15 protein-coding genes are annotated in these 17,056 nt (G+C 43.5%); 10 read left to right on the top strand and 5 right to left on the bottom strand.

Going from position 1 to position 17,056, the window contains the following annotated elements:
* The first annotated feature begins 16 nt into the window (after positions 1 to 16).
* Positions 17 to 472: an HIT family protein gene (locus LC090_RS15800; RefSeq protein WP_226658986.1), complete on the top strand. Its 456-nt coding sequence runs from the start codon at positions 17 to 19 to the stop codon at positions 470 to 472.
* Positions 469 to 693 (top strand): hypothetical protein, encoded by a 225-nt coding sequence (locus LC090_RS15795; RefSeq protein ID WP_226658985.1) that lies wholly within the window; start codon positions 469 to 471, stop codon positions 691 to 693. The genes LC090_RS15800 and LC090_RS15795 overlap by 4 nt, the downstream gene beginning before the upstream one ends.
* A gap of 130 nt (positions 694 to 823) precedes the next feature.
* Here LC090_RS15795 and LC090_RS15790 read toward each other — a convergent pair whose 3' ends face one another.
* The 4 genes from LC090_RS15790 to LC090_RS15775 form a co-directional block, all read right to left on the bottom strand.
* Complete coding sequence (locus LC090_RS15790; protein ID WP_226658984.1) at positions 824 to 1,573, bottom strand: SDR family NAD(P)-dependent oxidoreductase; 750 nt, start codon at positions 1,571 to 1,573, stop codon at positions 824 to 826.
* Between the two features lie 114 nt (positions 1,574 to 1,687).
* Positions 1,688 to 2,266, bottom strand: a complete 579-nt coding sequence (locus LC090_RS15785) for a DNA-3-methyladenine glycosylase (RefSeq protein ID WP_226658983.1) — start codon at positions 2,264 to 2,266, stop codon at positions 1,688 to 1,690.
* Positions 2,267 to 2,432: 166 nt separating this feature from the next.
* Positions 2,433 to 3,965, bottom strand: a complete 1,533-nt coding sequence (locus LC090_RS15780; protein ID WP_226658982.1) for a multicopper oxidase family protein — start codon at positions 3,963 to 3,965, stop codon at positions 2,433 to 2,435.
* A 161-nt stretch (positions 3,966 to 4,126) separates the two neighbouring features.
* Positions 4,127 to 4,657, bottom strand: coding sequence for a 2'-5' RNA ligase family protein (locus LC090_RS15775; protein WP_226658981.1), 531 nt, complete (start codon positions 4,655 to 4,657; stop codon positions 4,127 to 4,129).
* A gap of 206 nt (positions 4,658 to 4,863) precedes the next feature.
* On the opposite strand from LC090_RS15775, the gene LC090_RS15770 reads away from it, so the two are divergent.
* Positions 4,864 to 6,528: an alpha/beta hydrolase gene (locus LC090_RS15770; RefSeq protein ID WP_226658980.1), complete on the top strand. Its 1,665-nt coding sequence runs from the start codon at positions 4,864 to 4,866 to the stop codon at positions 6,526 to 6,528.
* Positions 6,529 to 6,643: 115 nt separating this feature from the next.
* Here LC090_RS15770 and LC090_RS15765 read toward each other — a convergent pair whose 3' ends face one another.
* The gene (locus LC090_RS15765; protein WP_226658979.1) at positions 6,644 to 6,946 is read right to left on the bottom strand and encodes a hypothetical protein; all 303 of its coding nucleotides are present in this window, start codon (positions 6,944 to 6,946) and stop codon (positions 6,644 to 6,646) included.
* 113 nt (positions 6,947 to 7,059) lie between these two features.
* Between LC090_RS15765 and LC090_RS15760 the strand changes: the two genes are divergently transcribed.
* The 7 genes from LC090_RS15760 (at position 7,060) to LC090_RS15730 (ending at position 17,053) form a co-directional block, all read left to right on the top strand.
* Positions 7,060 to 7,338, top strand: coding sequence for a hypothetical protein (locus LC090_RS15760; RefSeq protein WP_226658978.1), 279 nt, complete (start codon positions 7,060 to 7,062; stop codon positions 7,336 to 7,338).
* 307 nt (positions 7,339 to 7,645) lie between these two features.
* Positions 7,646 to 8,836, top strand: coding sequence for a hypothetical protein (locus LC090_RS15755; RefSeq protein ID WP_226658977.1), 1,191 nt, complete (start codon positions 7,646 to 7,648; stop codon positions 8,834 to 8,836).
* 215 nt (positions 8,837 to 9,051) lie between these two features.
* The gene (locus tag LC090_RS15750; RefSeq protein WP_226658976.1) at positions 9,052 to 10,875 is read left to right on the top strand and encodes a solute:sodium symporter family transporter; all 1,824 of its coding nucleotides are present in this window, start codon (positions 9,052 to 9,054) and stop codon (positions 10,873 to 10,875) included.
* A gap of 376 nt (positions 10,876 to 11,251) precedes the next feature.
* A complete protein-coding gene (locus LC090_RS15745) occupies positions 11,252 to 13,216 on the top strand; it encodes a phospholipase D-like domain-containing protein (RefSeq protein ID WP_226658975.1) in 1,965 nt (654 codons plus the stop codon).
* A 317-nt stretch (positions 13,217 to 13,533) separates the two neighbouring features.
* Positions 13,534 to 15,048 (top strand): UDP-N-acetylmuramoyl-L-alanyl-D-glutamate--2,6-diaminopimelate ligase, encoded by a 1,515-nt coding sequence (locus LC090_RS15740; RefSeq protein WP_226658974.1) that lies wholly within the window; start codon positions 13,534 to 13,536, stop codon positions 15,046 to 15,048.
* Between the two features lie 271 nt (positions 15,049 to 15,319).
* Positions 15,320 to 15,769 (top strand): GNAT family N-acetyltransferase, encoded by a 450-nt coding sequence (locus tag LC090_RS15735; RefSeq protein ID WP_226658973.1) that lies wholly within the window; start codon positions 15,320 to 15,322, stop codon positions 15,767 to 15,769.
* Between the two features lie 192 nt (positions 15,770 to 15,961).
* Positions 15,962 to 17,053 (top strand): YheC/YheD family protein, encoded by a 1,092-nt coding sequence (locus LC090_RS15730; RefSeq protein ID WP_226658972.1) that lies wholly within the window; start codon positions 15,962 to 15,964, stop codon positions 17,051 to 17,053.
* Positions 17,054 to 17,056: the final 3 nt, after the last annotated feature.

The raw sequence follows: 17,056 nt of genomic DNA, 5'->3' as shown, positions 1-17,056 counted from the left end.
ATAAGGGGAAAGTGACATGGAAAAGGAGTGTTTTGTTTGCCGGAAACATGCAGACTTACTTGAGTTGGCCGGGGGAACGATCTATGAAGATGAGTATGTGTACGTAGGCCATATTTATCGAGGAGGGAAACCGACCTATCCCGGGCATGTAATGATTGATCTGAAAAGGCATGTGCCATCCCTCGCGGATATGACGGAAGAAGAAGCGAGTGCTTTTGGGATCATTACCGCTCGAGTGAGCAAGGCGCTTCGTGAAAGTGAGCACGCTGAACATATTTATGCGCAGGTATCCGGTGATTCCGTTCCACATCTTCACATGCATCTGATTCCGCGCTATCCTGGTACACCAGAAGATTATTGGGGACCAATGGCGGTCTATGACTGGCCAGAGGCGCCGTTTGCGACAGAAAAGGAGATTGCCCTTCTTTGTGAGAGGGTGCGTGATCAATTAGAAGGAGTACGGAGGAAGTGAACCTTTCCATCCTTTGGTTTATCGTACTAACGGGCATGGGGATACCATTTCTCTTTTGGGGAGTAAGAGAGGTTTGGAAAGATCGTAAAGGGAATAATCGAGTTAAAGGCTATTTGGAATGTTTGTATGAAATGGCAACACTTCAGTTAAGTTCTGTTAGTCTTCATCTTTTGGTGGGACTTATCTTGATGACAGCAGGTGGTATAGCTCTTTTCTTTTGATCGTATATTAGACCTATGTCATAGTGAATTTACTTGAATGTTTTCGTTTCAGAGAAATACACGTAAAAACGGCCCACAAAGTTTTGTGGGCCGTTTTTACGTTTTGATTTATAAAAGAAGTTTAGGGCGCTTACTTCGTATTTGTAAATCCGCCATCAATGCGGATCACTTCGCCATTAATGTACTGCGCTTTTGAAGTTAACAGGAAGGTGACAAGCTCAGCTACTTCTTCAGGTGTACCGAGACGTTTCTGAGGTATGCCTGCTTCTGCATTTTCTTTCATTTTTGGATTGGCATCGTAGAAATCTTTCACCATCGGGGTTTCTGTTGGACCCGGAGCAATTGCGTTAGCGCGTAATCCGTCCTTCGCATATTCAGCTACAATACTTTTTGTTAATCCAATAATTCCATGTTTTGTAGCGGAGTAGGTGACAACTGAATCCTGGCCAATGACACCGGCACTTGAAGCAGTATTCACGATTGAACCTCCACCGTTCTTGATCATAACATCAGCTACGTAACGAACACCGTATAAGGCACCCATCAAGTTAATATCGACGATCTTCTCGATTTCTTCCACTTTCGTATTTAAGTAATATTCACCACTACCGGAGATGCCGGCGTTATTAAAGAAATAATCAATTGATCCAAAGGCTTCAACTGTTTTATCAACGTAATTCTTTACTTCATCTGCTTTGGATACATCAGCTTTTATGAAAAGCGCATCAACGCCTGCTTTTTTCACAAGGTCGACCGTTTCATTACCGCCTTCTTCGTTAATGTCGACTGCAACGATATTCACTCCTTCATCAGCTAAGCGAACCGCCGCTGCTTGTCCTAATCCACTTCCTGCACCTGTAATAATCGCGACTTTACTCATGCATAAAACCTCCTGATTAGTTGGTAAAAGATCATATCCTGTTGCTATAGTACTAGTATAGACCTTTGCGAATTGCAAATAAAAGAAAACGGCTTGAGCGAAGCAGATAGGCTGCTACCTTGATACATACGGATTTCCAGTTATCCAGAATCTCCAGGGATAATCTTTCGCTTCACCTGAGTTATCAATGCCAATGCGTTTCCCTTCAGAGATGTGGTCAGGCTGATAACCACTGCGAATATAAAGTGGTGCTCGCATTAAAGCATGTCCATAATCCCCTGGGTCAATTCCAATTGCTTTTGTTAGCTTGCCAGGTCCATCTGTCCATTCCTTTTGCTTGCGACCTGGCCTTCGCTGCTCCATTAAATGGAGTCCTTTAAGAGGCTCAACCGCTCGAACAAGAACAGCTTCTGGAACGCCGGTTTCAGCACTCACAACATTGAATAAGCAATGGGTATGCATAACATAGGTATAGGCATTTCCAGGAGGACCAAACATCACTTCCGTGCGCTTTGTCCGTTTGTTGTTGAAGCTGTGGGCTGCTTGATCGGTTGCTCCCAGGTACGCTTCTGTTTCAACAATATACCCCGATGCAAGTCCTTCCTCTGTTTCTTTTACCAACTCACATCCAAGGAGTGCTTTTGCTAGTTCTAGAGTAGGTTTTTGATAGAATTCTCTTGATAAGATTGTCATGAGCGGTTCCTTTCTAATTTGGAGTTAACATACACTTATTTCGTCTCTGTGTATCAGTTTTCCACGAGTCTTCAATATGTAAACAAGCCCTAATTCGTCTTATGAAATCTAAGTTCATTCGCGGGTGACAGGCACCTGCGAATGAACCTAAGAAATTTGTGGTTTTTTACCTTTTTACGACAACATAAGGCCTCATCATTTCATAGTCTTCATGCTCTAATATATGGCAGTGCCAGACAAACAAGCCGGAATAGGGAGAAAACTTCATGATAATTCGTGTGATTTCGTTTGGGTTTGCGCGAACGGTATCTTTCCACCCTCGTTCATTTTCTTCAGGTCTCCTGCGAGGTCCTGTAGGCAATAGGATGCCTTTTTGGTCATATAAGTCGCGATTAAAAGGCTGACGGTCAAGGATTTGAAAGCGAATAAGATGGAGGTGAATGGGATGAGTGGCTTTCGTTACATTCACAAAGCTCCAGATTTCAGTGTCACTTAAGCGTGGATTTTCTGTAATTGGATCAGACCATAGTTGATTGTCGAGTAAGTGAATAGGTCGCTTATAGGAATCCTCTCTCATATCGAGTAAGAGGTCTCTTTGGTTGTTAGCATGGTGCTCGTTCATGGTTTTAAAACGAGCCAGTTTTGTAGGGAGGACGCTATCTTGTTGAGTCAGTTGTTTTGTGACCTGAAATTGCATAATCACTCCAGTTGATTTCAGATTCGGTTTCTTTCCCTGTGGGTAGGATGTAGGGGCATCGTTCCTTAACGTGACCAGCTCCCCGCTGGACTGACCAAAGTCCACGATGACATCCACACGTTCGGCAGGCGCGATCAAAACGCGGGTGACAGGCACCGGACGTGGTAATAGGCCTTGATCTGTACCGATTTGAGTGAAGGGGAGGCCGTTGGAAAGAGAGAGTTCATAGAATCGAGCGTTCGCACCATTTAGAATGCGAAAACGATATTGGCGTGGTTCTACTTCTAAATATGGCCATACCTTTCCATTGACGAGATTCACTTTTCCAAAAAACTCTGGAACAACTGAGGGTGAAACATCTGGAACAGGCGGGGTGGGTTCAGTCGGATAATACAAAGATCCGTTTTGATGGAAGGTGCGATCTTGAATAATGAGCGGAAGGTCGAACGGGCCGTCCGGCAAGCCGAGTGAGCGTTCTTCTTCATCATGAATGATATACATCCCAATAAGACCAGCATAGATGTTTAAGCGGGTAATGCCCATTGCATGATCGTGATACCAGAGATTTGTCGCGGCTTGCTGATTCGGGTATTCATAAACAGGATGGGTAAAAAACGGTCCGAGTTGTTGAAAGGAACGTGTAAACCAGGCTTCTGGGTAGCCATCACTTGTATCCGGGGTAGAGCCTCCGTGAAGGTGCACAACGGTTCGAACGTCTGGCACATCTCTGCCAGCTCCATGCACGGTGTGATCGATCGGAAGAAAGTGTCTGGTGGGAAGCTCGTTTTTCCAAAGGACTTGAATGGGCTGATTTCGAACGACGTGAAATGTTGGGCCAGGAAACATTCCGTTATATCCCCAGATCCGAGATGGTGGCAAATCTCGATGAAGCTTTTGCATGGTTTCTTTCATTGTAACTTCGTAGAAAGGGATGCCATTTGTCATTTTGAGTGGTTGAATGGTCGGAATGATGGGGAGTCGATCCACAAACTTTTCGAGCATGTGTGTCACCCCTTTCAATACAGCGATTTGTTCATTTTATGTGGGGATGAGAAGAAGTATTTTTTATTTTGATTCGAGGGAGGGTGAGAATGTGCACGGAAAAACCCCCTTCCTGTTCAACTAGTACAGGAAGGGGGTGGCTAGAGCTATGTTGCGGACATTCAGCCTAGAGGGATTTCAAGAAGTGGCTCGTAACGGTTGCTGTTAGGGCGTAGCTCGTAAACTTGCACAGATTTTACTAGGAAAGTAGGATACGGTGTTAGCTCTTTCTCAGCGGCATGCGCCATATCGCTTAGCTCCTCTTTCGTTAAACCATGCTGTTCTTTTCCGAGCGTTAGGTGAGCAACGAAATCATCTAGTTCAAAATATTGGTGGATGAGTTGTTCGGAAGGGGAGATCGCTTTAACAATCGCTTCGTGCAAGGGATACAGCTCATCAGATAGAACGCTTAAGTAGAGAATGTTATCACCGAAGTAGTTCGGTTTGGCTAATGAAATCGTGAACGGCTGCGTGCTTTTACAAACCGTCTTTACTTTTTCAACCCAGCCCCGATCAGGTGTTAAACCGCCCTGTGCTTTTAACGTAATATGCGGTTCGACGATCAGAGGATCTAGCCAATAATGTTGGAATTTCTCGACCTTTTTTACATAGTCTGGTGGTGGAGTGATGCCGATAAAATACTGTGAGGGCATAGAGTTTCAGTCCTTTTTTATAGATTAATCGTTAGTGGCGTTTCTGTTTAATTATGGTCATTATAACAAAAATAGGATTGATGGAGTGTTTGACTGGTTGTCGTGTTCGTACATAGGGTATCATTGCTATATCTTGCCACTTTGCAAATATCGACAGTATTCGCCTTAAACCGGGTGGTGACAGGCACCATAGAAGGAGGTTTTCCATGTCTTCAGAACTTGAATCAAATCTGGATCGCGAAACGAAGTCGCCATTATCTAAGAAAGTTATCTTACAAACTTTCTATTGGAAAGCCATTCAACTTCTTACAGGGATCAATCTGCTCATTAGTTTGTTTTATCTCTCATTTCGAAATACCAGTCCGATTTGGAATGTGTTTGGGGTTATGTTTCTCGTGATGATTGTGATGAGCATCTTAGGAGTGCTCAAGCAACGCAAACTTAGCATTACCAGTACACTGCATCTGTTGCTTCTTCCTTTTACTTTGATTTTAATAGGTCTATTAAATTTTCAGCTATCAAATCAGTATCCGGGTGAAACTAGCAGCTTGCCTATCGTGATCCCTTGTTTGTTCCTTCTCGTTCATATAGGTACGCTTATTTTTGCATGGAGAATGGACAAGGAGCGAAAAGGGAGAGTGAACGGCATACCCAGATGGTTTTCAGAGCTGTTGCTATGGGGAAATGTCGTTGTTTTACTCGTCGGACTTTTTACAAGTTCCATGATTCTCTTCCGTTATGAAAACGGGGGCTATGGGCCTTACGTAAACCAGCTCGCTTTGTTTTACGCATTCGTTTTCTTAGCAAGTACTGTACTCGTTTTACAGGGAAGCAAGGCTTGGATAAGACCACACCCAACGTTGCGGAGGATCTTGATGATCGGTGGGTTTTCGATTGCTTTCATTCATTTCTTACCGCTTTTCTCTGTCCCGATTATCATCAATCAGGCAGAAGAACAAGTAGAAGAGGCGTTTAGTCAGTGGGATTCATCGGCCTTCCATTCGTCTGAATTTCAACAAACACCATTTTCTCTTCCCGCTTATTTTCTTGGCATTCCACCAGCTGATGTTGAAGGGGAAAAGGATATGCTGTTTTATGAAGGAACTGAAGGAGTTGACGATGGCATCGAGCTTCGCTTTGATTCCTTTTTTCCAAAAGAAAAGGAGGGGAAGCTGCCCGTCTTAATTCGCATTCATGGTGGATCATGGGCCAATGGAGATAAAGGTGATGCGAACGTCATGCAGCAAAATACGTATTTTGCGAACCAGGGTTATGCGGTATTTGATATTCAATATGGGCTCACAACGCTAAGTTCTTATGGATTAAGTAGCAATGTTCCTGATAAGGTGAGGGGCCCATTTTCAATTGATGATCAAGTTCGTCATATTGGTCTTTTTACGCAGTATTTAGCGGAGCACGCAGAGGAATATGGTTTGGATCTTTCAACGACCTTCATCTCAGGAGGATCGGCGGGCGGTCATCTGGCAACAGCGAGCGCTCTTGCGATGACGGAAGGAAAGGATTCAGATTGGTTCTCCGATGAACTTAAGATAAAGGGATTAATTCCATATTACCCAGCGAATAAAGGGCCCGCGCTAGGAGGTATTCCAGGTTCAGAAGACCTGCTCTGGCCGGAACAGCTTGTGAGTGAAGAAAGTCCACCAGCGCTTCTTTTCCACGGTACACATGATACGTATGTTGGGTATGAAACGGCGGCTTCTTTTAAGGAAACGTATGCGGAACATGATAATAACAAAGCTGCGGTAATTTATATGCCATTTGGAAACCATGGAAGTGATTTCTACTTTTCTGGATATTATAATCAGACGTTTACGTATTATATGGAACGGTTTATGGCGTTATATCGATAGGCTTGTCGTTAAGGGGCTTCCTTTCCATAAAAAATGGCCTTGATTCCTGGTTGGAGGAGGAATCAAGGCCTGTTTTTTTTATTCTTAAAATGGTACGGTATTGGAGTGATACACATCAAACGAGGCTAATTCCGATCCATATGAAGTAAGCGATTACAGAAACGTTGAATAGTGTGAAGAGTAGTCCAATCGTGGCCCATCCTTTTTTCTCATCACTTGTTCGGTAGACAACAAATGCAAATAAAATGGATAGTAAACAACCGATAAGAATGAAAATCATGATAGATAATGCTGCTGATTCGCCGGAGCGGGAAGACACTGGGTCGATCAGAAACATAGCGAATGTCGTTAGTACGCTAATAAAGATGAAGAAACCAGTTCTCCACGTCGTTCTCTTTGAGCGGTAGGTGGTAAACATTTCGTTCTCCTTTCTAGTCTGTTACGTCGCCTGCCCTGCCCTCCATTATAGTGGAGTTAAAAGGAGAGCACAAACAGTGATGGGAAGGGTCAAAGAGAAAGAAGCGAACATATTTGACGATGTTCGACATAAACCGGGTGGTGACAGGCACCGCTCTAACCGCTCCAAATCACACCGGAAATGAGCTCGGACTTGAAAAAGATGTGAAAAAGGAGAAAGTAAGCAAAGAGACATACTTTAAGTTAGTAACTGAAACACCTGAAATAACAATCCATCACAGCGAACCTCTGTTAGAAGTAACCGTGAAAAGCCCTTACGGCGATGAGCCTCATCAGATGAATTTTGCCTTTAATGAAGAGTGGAGAGAAGTGAACTGGGTTCGGTTTCAATAAGCCAAATAAATTGCGAGGTGTCATGATGCGATATACAGTTGTTCGAAGCATATATTTGTTTCTAGGATGTTTTTATTTAGTAAGCGTGCTTCTTGTTGCGGGCTATGCCTTTGTCTATGATTTAGGATTACCTACTCTCTATTTTATCTGGATCATCATAGGTGGTATCTTGCTGTTCATTTTTAGAAGGAATATGAAACGAGTGGTGAATGAAAAACCTAAAAAATAAGGACATCTATTTACCTCTTCATCCTAGGATATAGTACAATAAATCTAGCATCATACATTAAATGGAAGTGGTGATGGGATGAATCAAAATGTGTTAACTCTCCCGGCAAGTGGCACAAGTAAGATCATTTATGAGCACAAGATCCATGCGTTTCCCAGTCATTATCTTTACAAAGAAACACCGTATGTCGCTTTTCGTGAAAGAGGTGGGTTTGTTGAAACGATCTACACCGTTCGTGATCGCCTGGTACTTATGCCTCCCTACAATCCTACATCGGCAGATCTCACACGTTTTGACTTACAAACTCAAGAGAGAATTCTTACCTACATCCAAGATCGTAAAAAAGGATTCGGTTTTGAAAAACCAGGACAAGCCTACATGTTTTGGATTCTTGAACTAGAAACACCATTACCTCACCGACCAAAAGTGACACCGAATACCCCAGGTCGCCAGTATTTTTCATATGAAGATTTCAATTCTCGCAATCAAGTGATTACGAAAAATGGTAGTCTCTCAAAAACTGGCGTCTTCGAATACGATAACTTCCGAGATAATTTGCTGCTTGATAAATACAATCCAATTTTATCCTCCATGAGAAGTATGAAAACCAAGCATCTGAGAAGTGAAAATAGTGAAGACGCCCTCACGTGGAATGTGTTTCAATCGCTTCAACAAATCAATCCAAACCACTGGTATACTGAACTGATTTCTAAAGGAATTAATCAGACAACATTCAATCTCAAAAAACAAGTTCTCCCTAACCAGATCCCTCACAATTTAACGATCAAGCTCTGGGAATCGATTCGACCATCTCTACGAGGGAACCAAAAGGCAGAAGGTGCAACGGAAGTGGATGTCATGATGGAGAGTGACGCTTTCGTCTGGTTCATCGAAGCAAAGTTCAAATCCGACATTTCCACTGGAACGACGCATGATCAGGAGAGAAACCAGATTCTACGAAATCTTGACGTCGGCTCCTATTATGCAAAAGGAAAAGATTTTTATTTTTCGCTTCTTATCTTGGATGATGCGATTTCGTCGAAAGGTGTTTCAGCGGTAGAAAGATATAGTAGAGAACTGACAGAGAAAGGTCAGCCGTTTGAGAATCGGTTTTCAAATGTTCAGGGGTTAACCGTATTTTACTGGAGTGATTTCGTAGAGATTTTTAAGAACTGCATGCAAGAGGTTGAGGATGATTTTGAACAGCTGATCGCAGCTCGGGCTTTTCACTGGATGACAGAAAAGGTAGATCAGCTGGTAAAAAAATAATCCGATTAAGACAAGGGACTCCGTTAATTGGCAGTTCCTTGTTTGCGTTTTAAAACCCTGGGAGAATTCCTTCCAATCTACGTGTCTTTTCTACTAACTTTCGCCTTTTTTTAGGCTCCATTTCAAAAATGTGTTTATCACTTATGAAAAAAGGTTATTCCTCCTACTACGATAAATCGAGAAATTATTTTTCATTAGGTGGAGGAGGAGTCAAGATGCAATCACTTTGGTTTACATTGCTATCTTGTATAGCATTCATGGTGCTTGTTGGATACATAGCTTATCGGAAAACGAAAGGAACCACGAGCGGTTCCGATGGGTATTTTCTTGCAGGAAGGGGATTAAGCGGTGGGTTTATTGCCGGCTCACTTTTGTTAACAAACCTTTCGGCTGAGCAGCTGGTCGGCTTGAACGGCCAGGCGTTTCGAACAAACTTATCAAACATGGCATGGGAAGTAACGGCAGGGGTAGCGGTCGTATTGATGGGACTTTACCTGTTGCCAAAATATTTGAACATGTCGATCACGACACTTCCTGAATTTCTTAGTAAACGATTTGATGAAGGTGTAAGACGCTATACCGTCGTTTTGTTTATGGTTGGGTACGTTCTGGTAACGATTCCATCTATGCTTTATTCTGGTGCACTTGCCGTGCTTAAGCTGTTTGATGTACCGGATATTCTAAACATTACCTATACTCAGTCAATCTGGGTCGTTATTTGGGGCATCGGCATTATCGGCGCTGTTTATGCCATCTTCGGTGGTTTAAAAGCGGTTGCCGTTTCCGATACGATTAACGGGATTGGATTACTCATTGTAGGTGCGCTTGTTCCGATCCTTGGACTGATCGCACTTGGAAATGGCGCTTTTCTAGATGGTGTCAAAACCATCACAACCACAAATCCAGAAAAGCTTAATGCGATTGGTGGTCCGGAAGATTCTGTTCCATTCGGTACGATTTTTACAGGACTCATTATTGCGAATATGTTCTACTGGGCGACGAACCAGTACGTCATCCAGCGCACGCTAGGAGCACAAAGTTTAAAAGAAGGGCAAAAAGGGGTTATTTTCTCAGGATTCTTTAAACTGCTGATCCCGATTTTTATGATGGTCCCTGGAGTGATCGCCTTTCACCTTTACAGTGGGGAGCTGAAGTCCGTGGATCTAGCGTATCCAACGCTTGTGATGAACGTGCTTCCATCCTACTTATCCGGCTTTTTCCTCGCTGTCTTGCTTGGAGCCGTGTTAAGCTCATATAACTCGCTATTAAATAGTGCTTCGACGATGTTTGCACTTGATATTTACAAACCGGCAATGAAAAAAGATGCCACAGATGAACAGCTCATCACCGCAAGTAAATGGTTTGGTTCGATCATCGCCGTTGTGACATTTTTCGTATCACCAATGCTCATGTATGCACCGAACGGACTATGGGATTTAATTCGTAAGTTCACTGGCTTTTTCAACATCCCGATCGTGGCCGTTGTTCTCATCGGCATTCTATCGAAAAAGGTACCAGCACTAGCCGCGAAAGTTGCGATCATTTTCCATGTGGTGGCTTACTACATGATGGTATGGGGAACGGAACAGCTCTTTGGCATTCCGGTTAACATCCATTTCATCCATATTTACGGCATTCTATTCGTAGCAGAAGTCGCCATTATGTTTGGTATTGCTTATTGGAAGCCACAAGAGAAAGCCTATATTTTCCCGAAAGCGTCTAAAGTGAACATGACGCCGTGGAAGTATAGCGTCCCTGCAGGTATTCTACTCATCGCAAGCATTTGCGAAACGTATCTTCTCTTCTCGCCAATTGGCGTTGCGTATGCAGATGGAATGATTTCGCCATCGTTCTTACCAGCGACAGGAGCGCTCGCGGTCGTGACGCTAATCGCATTTGCCGCTGCGACAAAGAGCTGGGAGCGTAAGTATGGTCATGCGGTTCGACGAGCAAAAGATGCCGTGAAAGAAAAAGGAAGAGAGGTTGGAGGTCAGACGCAGCAACCTCAGGTAAATTATTTTTCGGAGAAGGATCTTTAACTAAACATATGAATCGCCCACTTTCTCACTGAGGAAGTGGGCTTTTTGCTATTTTTTAGCTATTTTCTAGCTATTTCTATTCATTTCTTAGTACCATTTTCATAGTAATCGTTCGAAAAGCCTATTTTTCACCTCTATTCTTACCTGTTCAAACGATGAATTATTTTAATATCGATCATGCTAAATCAAGTGAATCGTTGGGAGAGTAAGGCAAACGAATTGTAAAAAAGGAAAATCAAAAGTAAGACAATTGTCACGATCGATCATTGTAAATTCCAAATTAACATAATTAACAAACGATTATCATTAAAATCATATAAAAAAATAGTCGAAATATGTAACATAAAAGAGAAAGATGACACGAGAGGGGATTAACATGAAGAAATTAATATCAATACTTGCATCCGTTAGTATGGCACTAACGATCTTTACTCCGATGGGGTTACCGACAGAGGAAGCGGCTGCGGCCACGACTGGGGATGTCGTTGTAAACGAACTGGCGTGGATGGGAACAACGGTCGATTACAATGATGAGTGGATCGAGCTTTATAACAACACAGGAAATTCAATCTCTCTTGATGGCTGGACATTAACGGCTGCTGATGGAACACCATCCATTACCTTAACTGGATCCATTCAGGCTGATGAATACTTTGTACTTGAAAGAACTGACGATGGCACTCTTTCGGAAGTAACCGCGAATCAACTCTATAGTGGGGCGCTTAGCAATTCAGGAGAAGTACTTGAATTACGAGATGCCAGTGGCGCATTGGTAGATGAAGTAGATGCCTGGCATGCTGGGGATAATACTGCCAAAGCAACGATGTCACGTCTCGATCCCGCCACTAGTGGCACCGACGCGTCGAACTGGACAACCGCTACAAATACATATGCGGAAGGACTTGGAACACCTGGCACATTGAACTCAGGTGCTGGGTCTCAGGATAACTCTTGCTCAGATACCACTGAGCACCTTAATCAGGTTTCCAATCAACCAGATGCGATCAACATCTATTTTAATAAGTGTGCTCTTGATCAATATGCGTCAACAGGAAATGAAGCAAACTATAATGTGAATCTGGAAGAGCGTCTGTTGAATCGAATCAATGAGGCAACGACAAGCATTGATTTTGCAACTTATGAAATTAACTTACCAAAAGTAGTAGACGCGCTTCTCGCAAAAGCAGCGGAAGGCGTCGAGGTTCGAGTCATTGCAGATGCGAAAGATGCAACGGATCCTCATTATATTGAACGCTTTGAGTTAATGAGACTTTATGTGGAAGAAATGGTGCGGGGTAATGATGGAGTGGTTGGAACAGCAGATGACATAACCGTTTTCTCTGACTCTCCTATGCTAGCAGTAGAAGATCAGACGAAGCGAGCGGATCACAATTTACCTTCATCACCAAACGATTTCCCTGAAAGAACAATTATGGTCGGGAATACAGAGATGACAGGGTATGTTTTTGTAGAGGGTGAACAGCAGACAGATGGTACCTATTACTCCCCTGATAACCAGATGCACAATAAATTTGCACTCATTGATGATAAATGGGTATTTACAGGAAGCTGGAATTTTACCGTAACTGGTCTTTATGGATCAGATGAAAACATGGCAAACGGGGTATTAGATGGCAATCAGCAGCACGTTGTAGAAGTGAATTCTTCTGAACTAGCAGGAATCTATGAAACGGAATTTAACGAGATGTGGGGAAGTAACACGCTAAATCCAGATGTTGAGCAGGCTGACTTTAGCTCTCGTAAAATCGATAATACCGCTCATCAAGTGACGATCGGTGGGAAAACGGTGGAAGTGTTCTTCTCACCTGGAGATGATGCTGTTGGACGTATGGCAGAGCTTGTGAAAACAGAAGCAGACCTTAGTACGTACTTCACGATTTTTGCCTGGAGCGATCAAGCGCTCGTTGATGAACTGAAGAACAAGTGGGAAGGTTCATACGTTGATCAGCAAGGAACTCTAACAGGATTTGATGTGAAGGGCGTCTATGATAGCTCCTTTTGGAATCAATGGTGGTCAGCAAGTATCGAGATGACGGGGCGAACGGCAACAGGTAGCACGAACAATCCAAATACCCGCTGGGCCAACGCTGCACCAGTCTATCAAGATGCCGAATCCCGCAAGCTTCATAGCAAAACGATGATTATTGATGCCGATACTTCGAGCGATCCAACGGTCATCGTAGGTTCGACGAATTGGAGTACAAACGGAAATGATTTCAATGATGAAAATCTCTTAATTATTCATGATTCAGACATCACGAATCAATTTGTGCAGGAGTTTAATGCGCGATATACGAGTGCAGGCGGTGTGGTGAAGTAGGGAATCGATTCTTTAAGAAAAAACCATCCTACCAGATGGGCTGAAAAGGAAATCTATCGTTCATCGACCTATGTGCTAACTTAAAACGGAATTCAATCGTACATTTGCTTTTTGAAAGGGCCCGCTTCGTAATGAATGAAGCGAGCCCTTTTTTATCTGAATGGATCAGTGCCTGTCACCTTATCGCACACAGAAAAACAGTTCAAAACCCATTCATCACGTTTAAAAGGTTTACACCTCATAAATGTTGGGAATTTTACCATTATTACAATCACTTTATCTTATTAAAGTGATATTAGATAAAAAAGGATGGTTAAATGAACAACAACGAATATGTCATTGAAACTCTCTTACGTGGCCATTATATTGGACCTTCCCGTCAGCGCATGAAGTCCGTTGTGTATGATTCTCGTGAAGTCGAAGAAGCTGCAGCTTTTGTTTGTGTGACTGGTGAGAAAGTGGATGGACACGTTTTTATAGAAGATGCGATTCAGCTCGGTGCCACCATCATTGTTGGAACAAATGAACCCCTACTAGAAACCTATGCTGTGGCGTATCCGTCCGTTAGTTTTATTTGCGTGAATGATAGTCGAGAGGCATTAGCCCATCTAGCGAAAATCGTGTATGATTCACCTTCTGAAGCGTTAGTGACGATTGGGGTAACCGGAACGAACGGGAAAACGACCGTTTCCTCCTTTACATACTCTCTTCTAAACGCGCTTTCATTACGAACAGGGTGTATCGGAACGGCTGGGATTTGGGATGATCAGAAGAAAACAACGTTTAAACAATCTGTTCCCACGACGCCGGAAGCTCCGGATATTCATCGCGTTCTTGCCTACTTCCGAGAGCGAAAGATGAAGGCCGCCGTGATTGAATCGACTTCAATTGCCATTGAACAGAAGCGATTAATCGGCATTCATTTTGATGTTGCCGTCCATACGAATTTAACCCCTGAGCACCTTGAATTCCATGGCACAATGGAAGCGTATAAGGAAGCAAAGTTAAAGTTATTCGATCAGGCGAAGCGAGCTGTCGTGAATATTGACGATCCTTTGATGGCCCCTGATGTGATCAATCGTTTTCGTGGTTCGCTTATTACGTACGGCACATCTGGTATTGGCGATATGCAGGCGAAAGAGATTCAGACATCAACAAATGGGACTTCGTTTACCTTTTCTGCATTTGGAGAAAACCATCAAGTCGACGCACCGATTGTGGGAGACTATAACGTCGCCAATCTCCTCGCTGCGATCGCAACGTGTTATCAGATCGGGTATACAATAGAAGATATTTTGTCTGTGATCGCTAGCATTAAATCTCCTGAAGGTCGTTTTCAGATCGTGGAGAATGAAGCCCCTTATCAGATCGTGCTCGACTATGCGCATACGCCGGATGCCCTTGTGAATGTGCTTGAAGCGGTTCGCGACGTAGAGTACCGAAAGTTGATTGTGATGATTACCGGCATCGGCCTACGAGATCCGGCTAAGCGCCCTCTAATGGCTCAAGTTGTTGACGGGAAGGCCGATGAAATTGTTGTGAGCGTGGATCAGCCGGGACACACGAATCGCCAGGAAGTCGTGAATGATGTGCTGAAAGGGTTCAAGAACCCATCTGCGCCTCACATTCATTCACGCTTACACCGAGAGGAAGGGATTCATCACGCCTTCGATCTAGCCGAACCTGGCGATGTGGTACTCCTCACTGGAATTGGATTTGGGGGATATCAGATCATTGGTGATGAGCGCGTGCCTTATTCTGAACTTGCTGTCATCGAGGATTACTTCGAGAACGGCTCAATGGATGTCTACCAAATGAAAACGCCTTGTTAAGCGAACAAAAGGATGGAGGTTCCCTGAGATCGATAAGGGAATCGCCATCTTTTTTTGTGATGGCTGATAGGAGGAAAGAACTAATTTAGAAAAGCATTTCTTCCGTCTTGTGGTATTGTTAAGGGAGACAAGCACAGGGAAGAGCAATGGGCTGTACTTGAGGAAGAGCAAGAAGAGGCAAAAGAAAAGGATCTTTCTTTTGCTCATTGATCACTGACACGACATTCATGTAACGTATCTTCTATCAAATAGGATGAAAAGGAGAAGTGAAATGGATTTTAAATTCAGACCGATTAGCGTTGAAGAGGCAAATGAAATCGAGGATTGGCACTATGAAGGTAAGTTTGAGGATCTCTATATGACCCCCTATTTTATCTCTGCTGACAAAGGGGGACCAATCAAAGGACCTGGTGGCTGTGATGGGTTTGTCGCTTTATATGAAGGGAAGGTAGCTGGCCTATTTGAATACACGGTAGATGCAGGTGCAGGCGTCTTAGTGATTGGTCTTGCCTTATCTCCTGCTTTCGTTGGAAAGGGTGCTGGCGCAGACTTCGTACGTCAAGGCATTGCCTTTGGTTTAGCAAACTATGACGACAAACTTGATGTCATCGAACTGGAAGTGAATCAAAACAATAAACCAGCGATACGCGTGTATGAAAAAGTTGGGTTTTCAAAAATCCGCTGCATGGAAAATGAAGTGGTGATGAGGTTAAAGGTTTGATTCGGATTCAAGTGAACGTTGCAGACTGAAGATCGTCTTCACAGAGTTTTGCGAAAAGGAAACATAGAATGAACAGGTTGAATCGTTAATGAAGTTATCGCCTATTTTTACGGTTACCATCATGAAAAGCACTTGACCAGGCACCTCTTTGCCCCTTTTCGTAATAAAGTAAAGCGAAGGGGGAAAATCCTTGTGAGCGAACATTATTTAGGAATCATTCTTCCCAAGTCCACGTATGAAGCGATGCCCGGTCTAGAGGGTGGCACGCGGAGCATGTTCCTCATTTGGGAGAAATCAGCGAGAGAGCTTGGTTTCATGCCATGCTATTTTCGTTTCTTTGATTTAAAGCCTGGGCACATCACAGTGAAAGCTTATGTATATGAGCAGGAAACGTTTCGATTAAAAGAAGTTCCTGCGCCGAAAGTGATTTACACGCGCGTTCTTGATTATTTGCCAGCTTATCGCGCGCATCTTAAGTCCTTAATGAAGGAAGGGCACCTCATTTACAATGTGCCGAATTATGATGTAGAAAAACACAAGGTTCATGAAATCCTTGTTAAAGAGGCGATCGTTCAACCATACTTGCCAGAAACAAAGCTATTTACGATGGCCAACTTAAATCAAATGGCAGCTCGTTACAATCAGCTTATTCTAAAAAAAAGCTACGGAGAATTTGGCATGGGCGCAATGAAAATGGAGCGAAGGAAGACAGGGTGGTGCCTTTCTTATAAAACAAAGGAAGGGGAGCTAAAACAAGTTGATTTTAAAACGAAGCTGCCTACCGTTCTCGTTAACCGCCTCCGCCGTCATACGTACTTAATTCAGGAATTGATTCCGCTAGCTGAGTATAATGGGAAGCCGTTTGATCTGCGCGTCGCCACCCAGAAGAATCGAAAGGGCGACTGGCAGGTGTCAGGCGTAATGGTCAAAGTGGCGAGTGGAGGCGACTTTCTGACGAACGGTGCTCAGGGAGGCTCGACGTACACGTTTGAGGAAGTGGCTCCTCATTCACATCCAAGTTTTCCGTATGAAACCCTCCTGCAGAGCATTCATCAGCTAGCTCTTCAAACCGCCGAGGTTCTCGATCGTCAGTTTCCGAGACTAGCGGATCTTGGATTCGATATCGGGATGACAAGAGCGGGAAAGCCCTATTTTATAGAGTGTAACTTTATTTCGGACTATGTGAGCGGCCTATTTGTAGAGGGAGAGCTGATTCACGATGAGTGGGAATCGGTCTTTCGAACGCCAATCGAATATGGAAAGTTTTTGATGGACCAAACTTAAAAT

Source organism: Guptibacillus hwajinpoensis (assembly GCF_020524165.1).
GTDB lineage: Bacteria > Bacillota > Bacilli > Bacillales > Guptibacillaceae > Guptibacillus > Guptibacillus hwajinpoensis_D.
The sequence above is the reverse complement of the archived record's forward strand: the minus strand, read 5'-3'. Positions and strand labels throughout refer to the sequence as shown.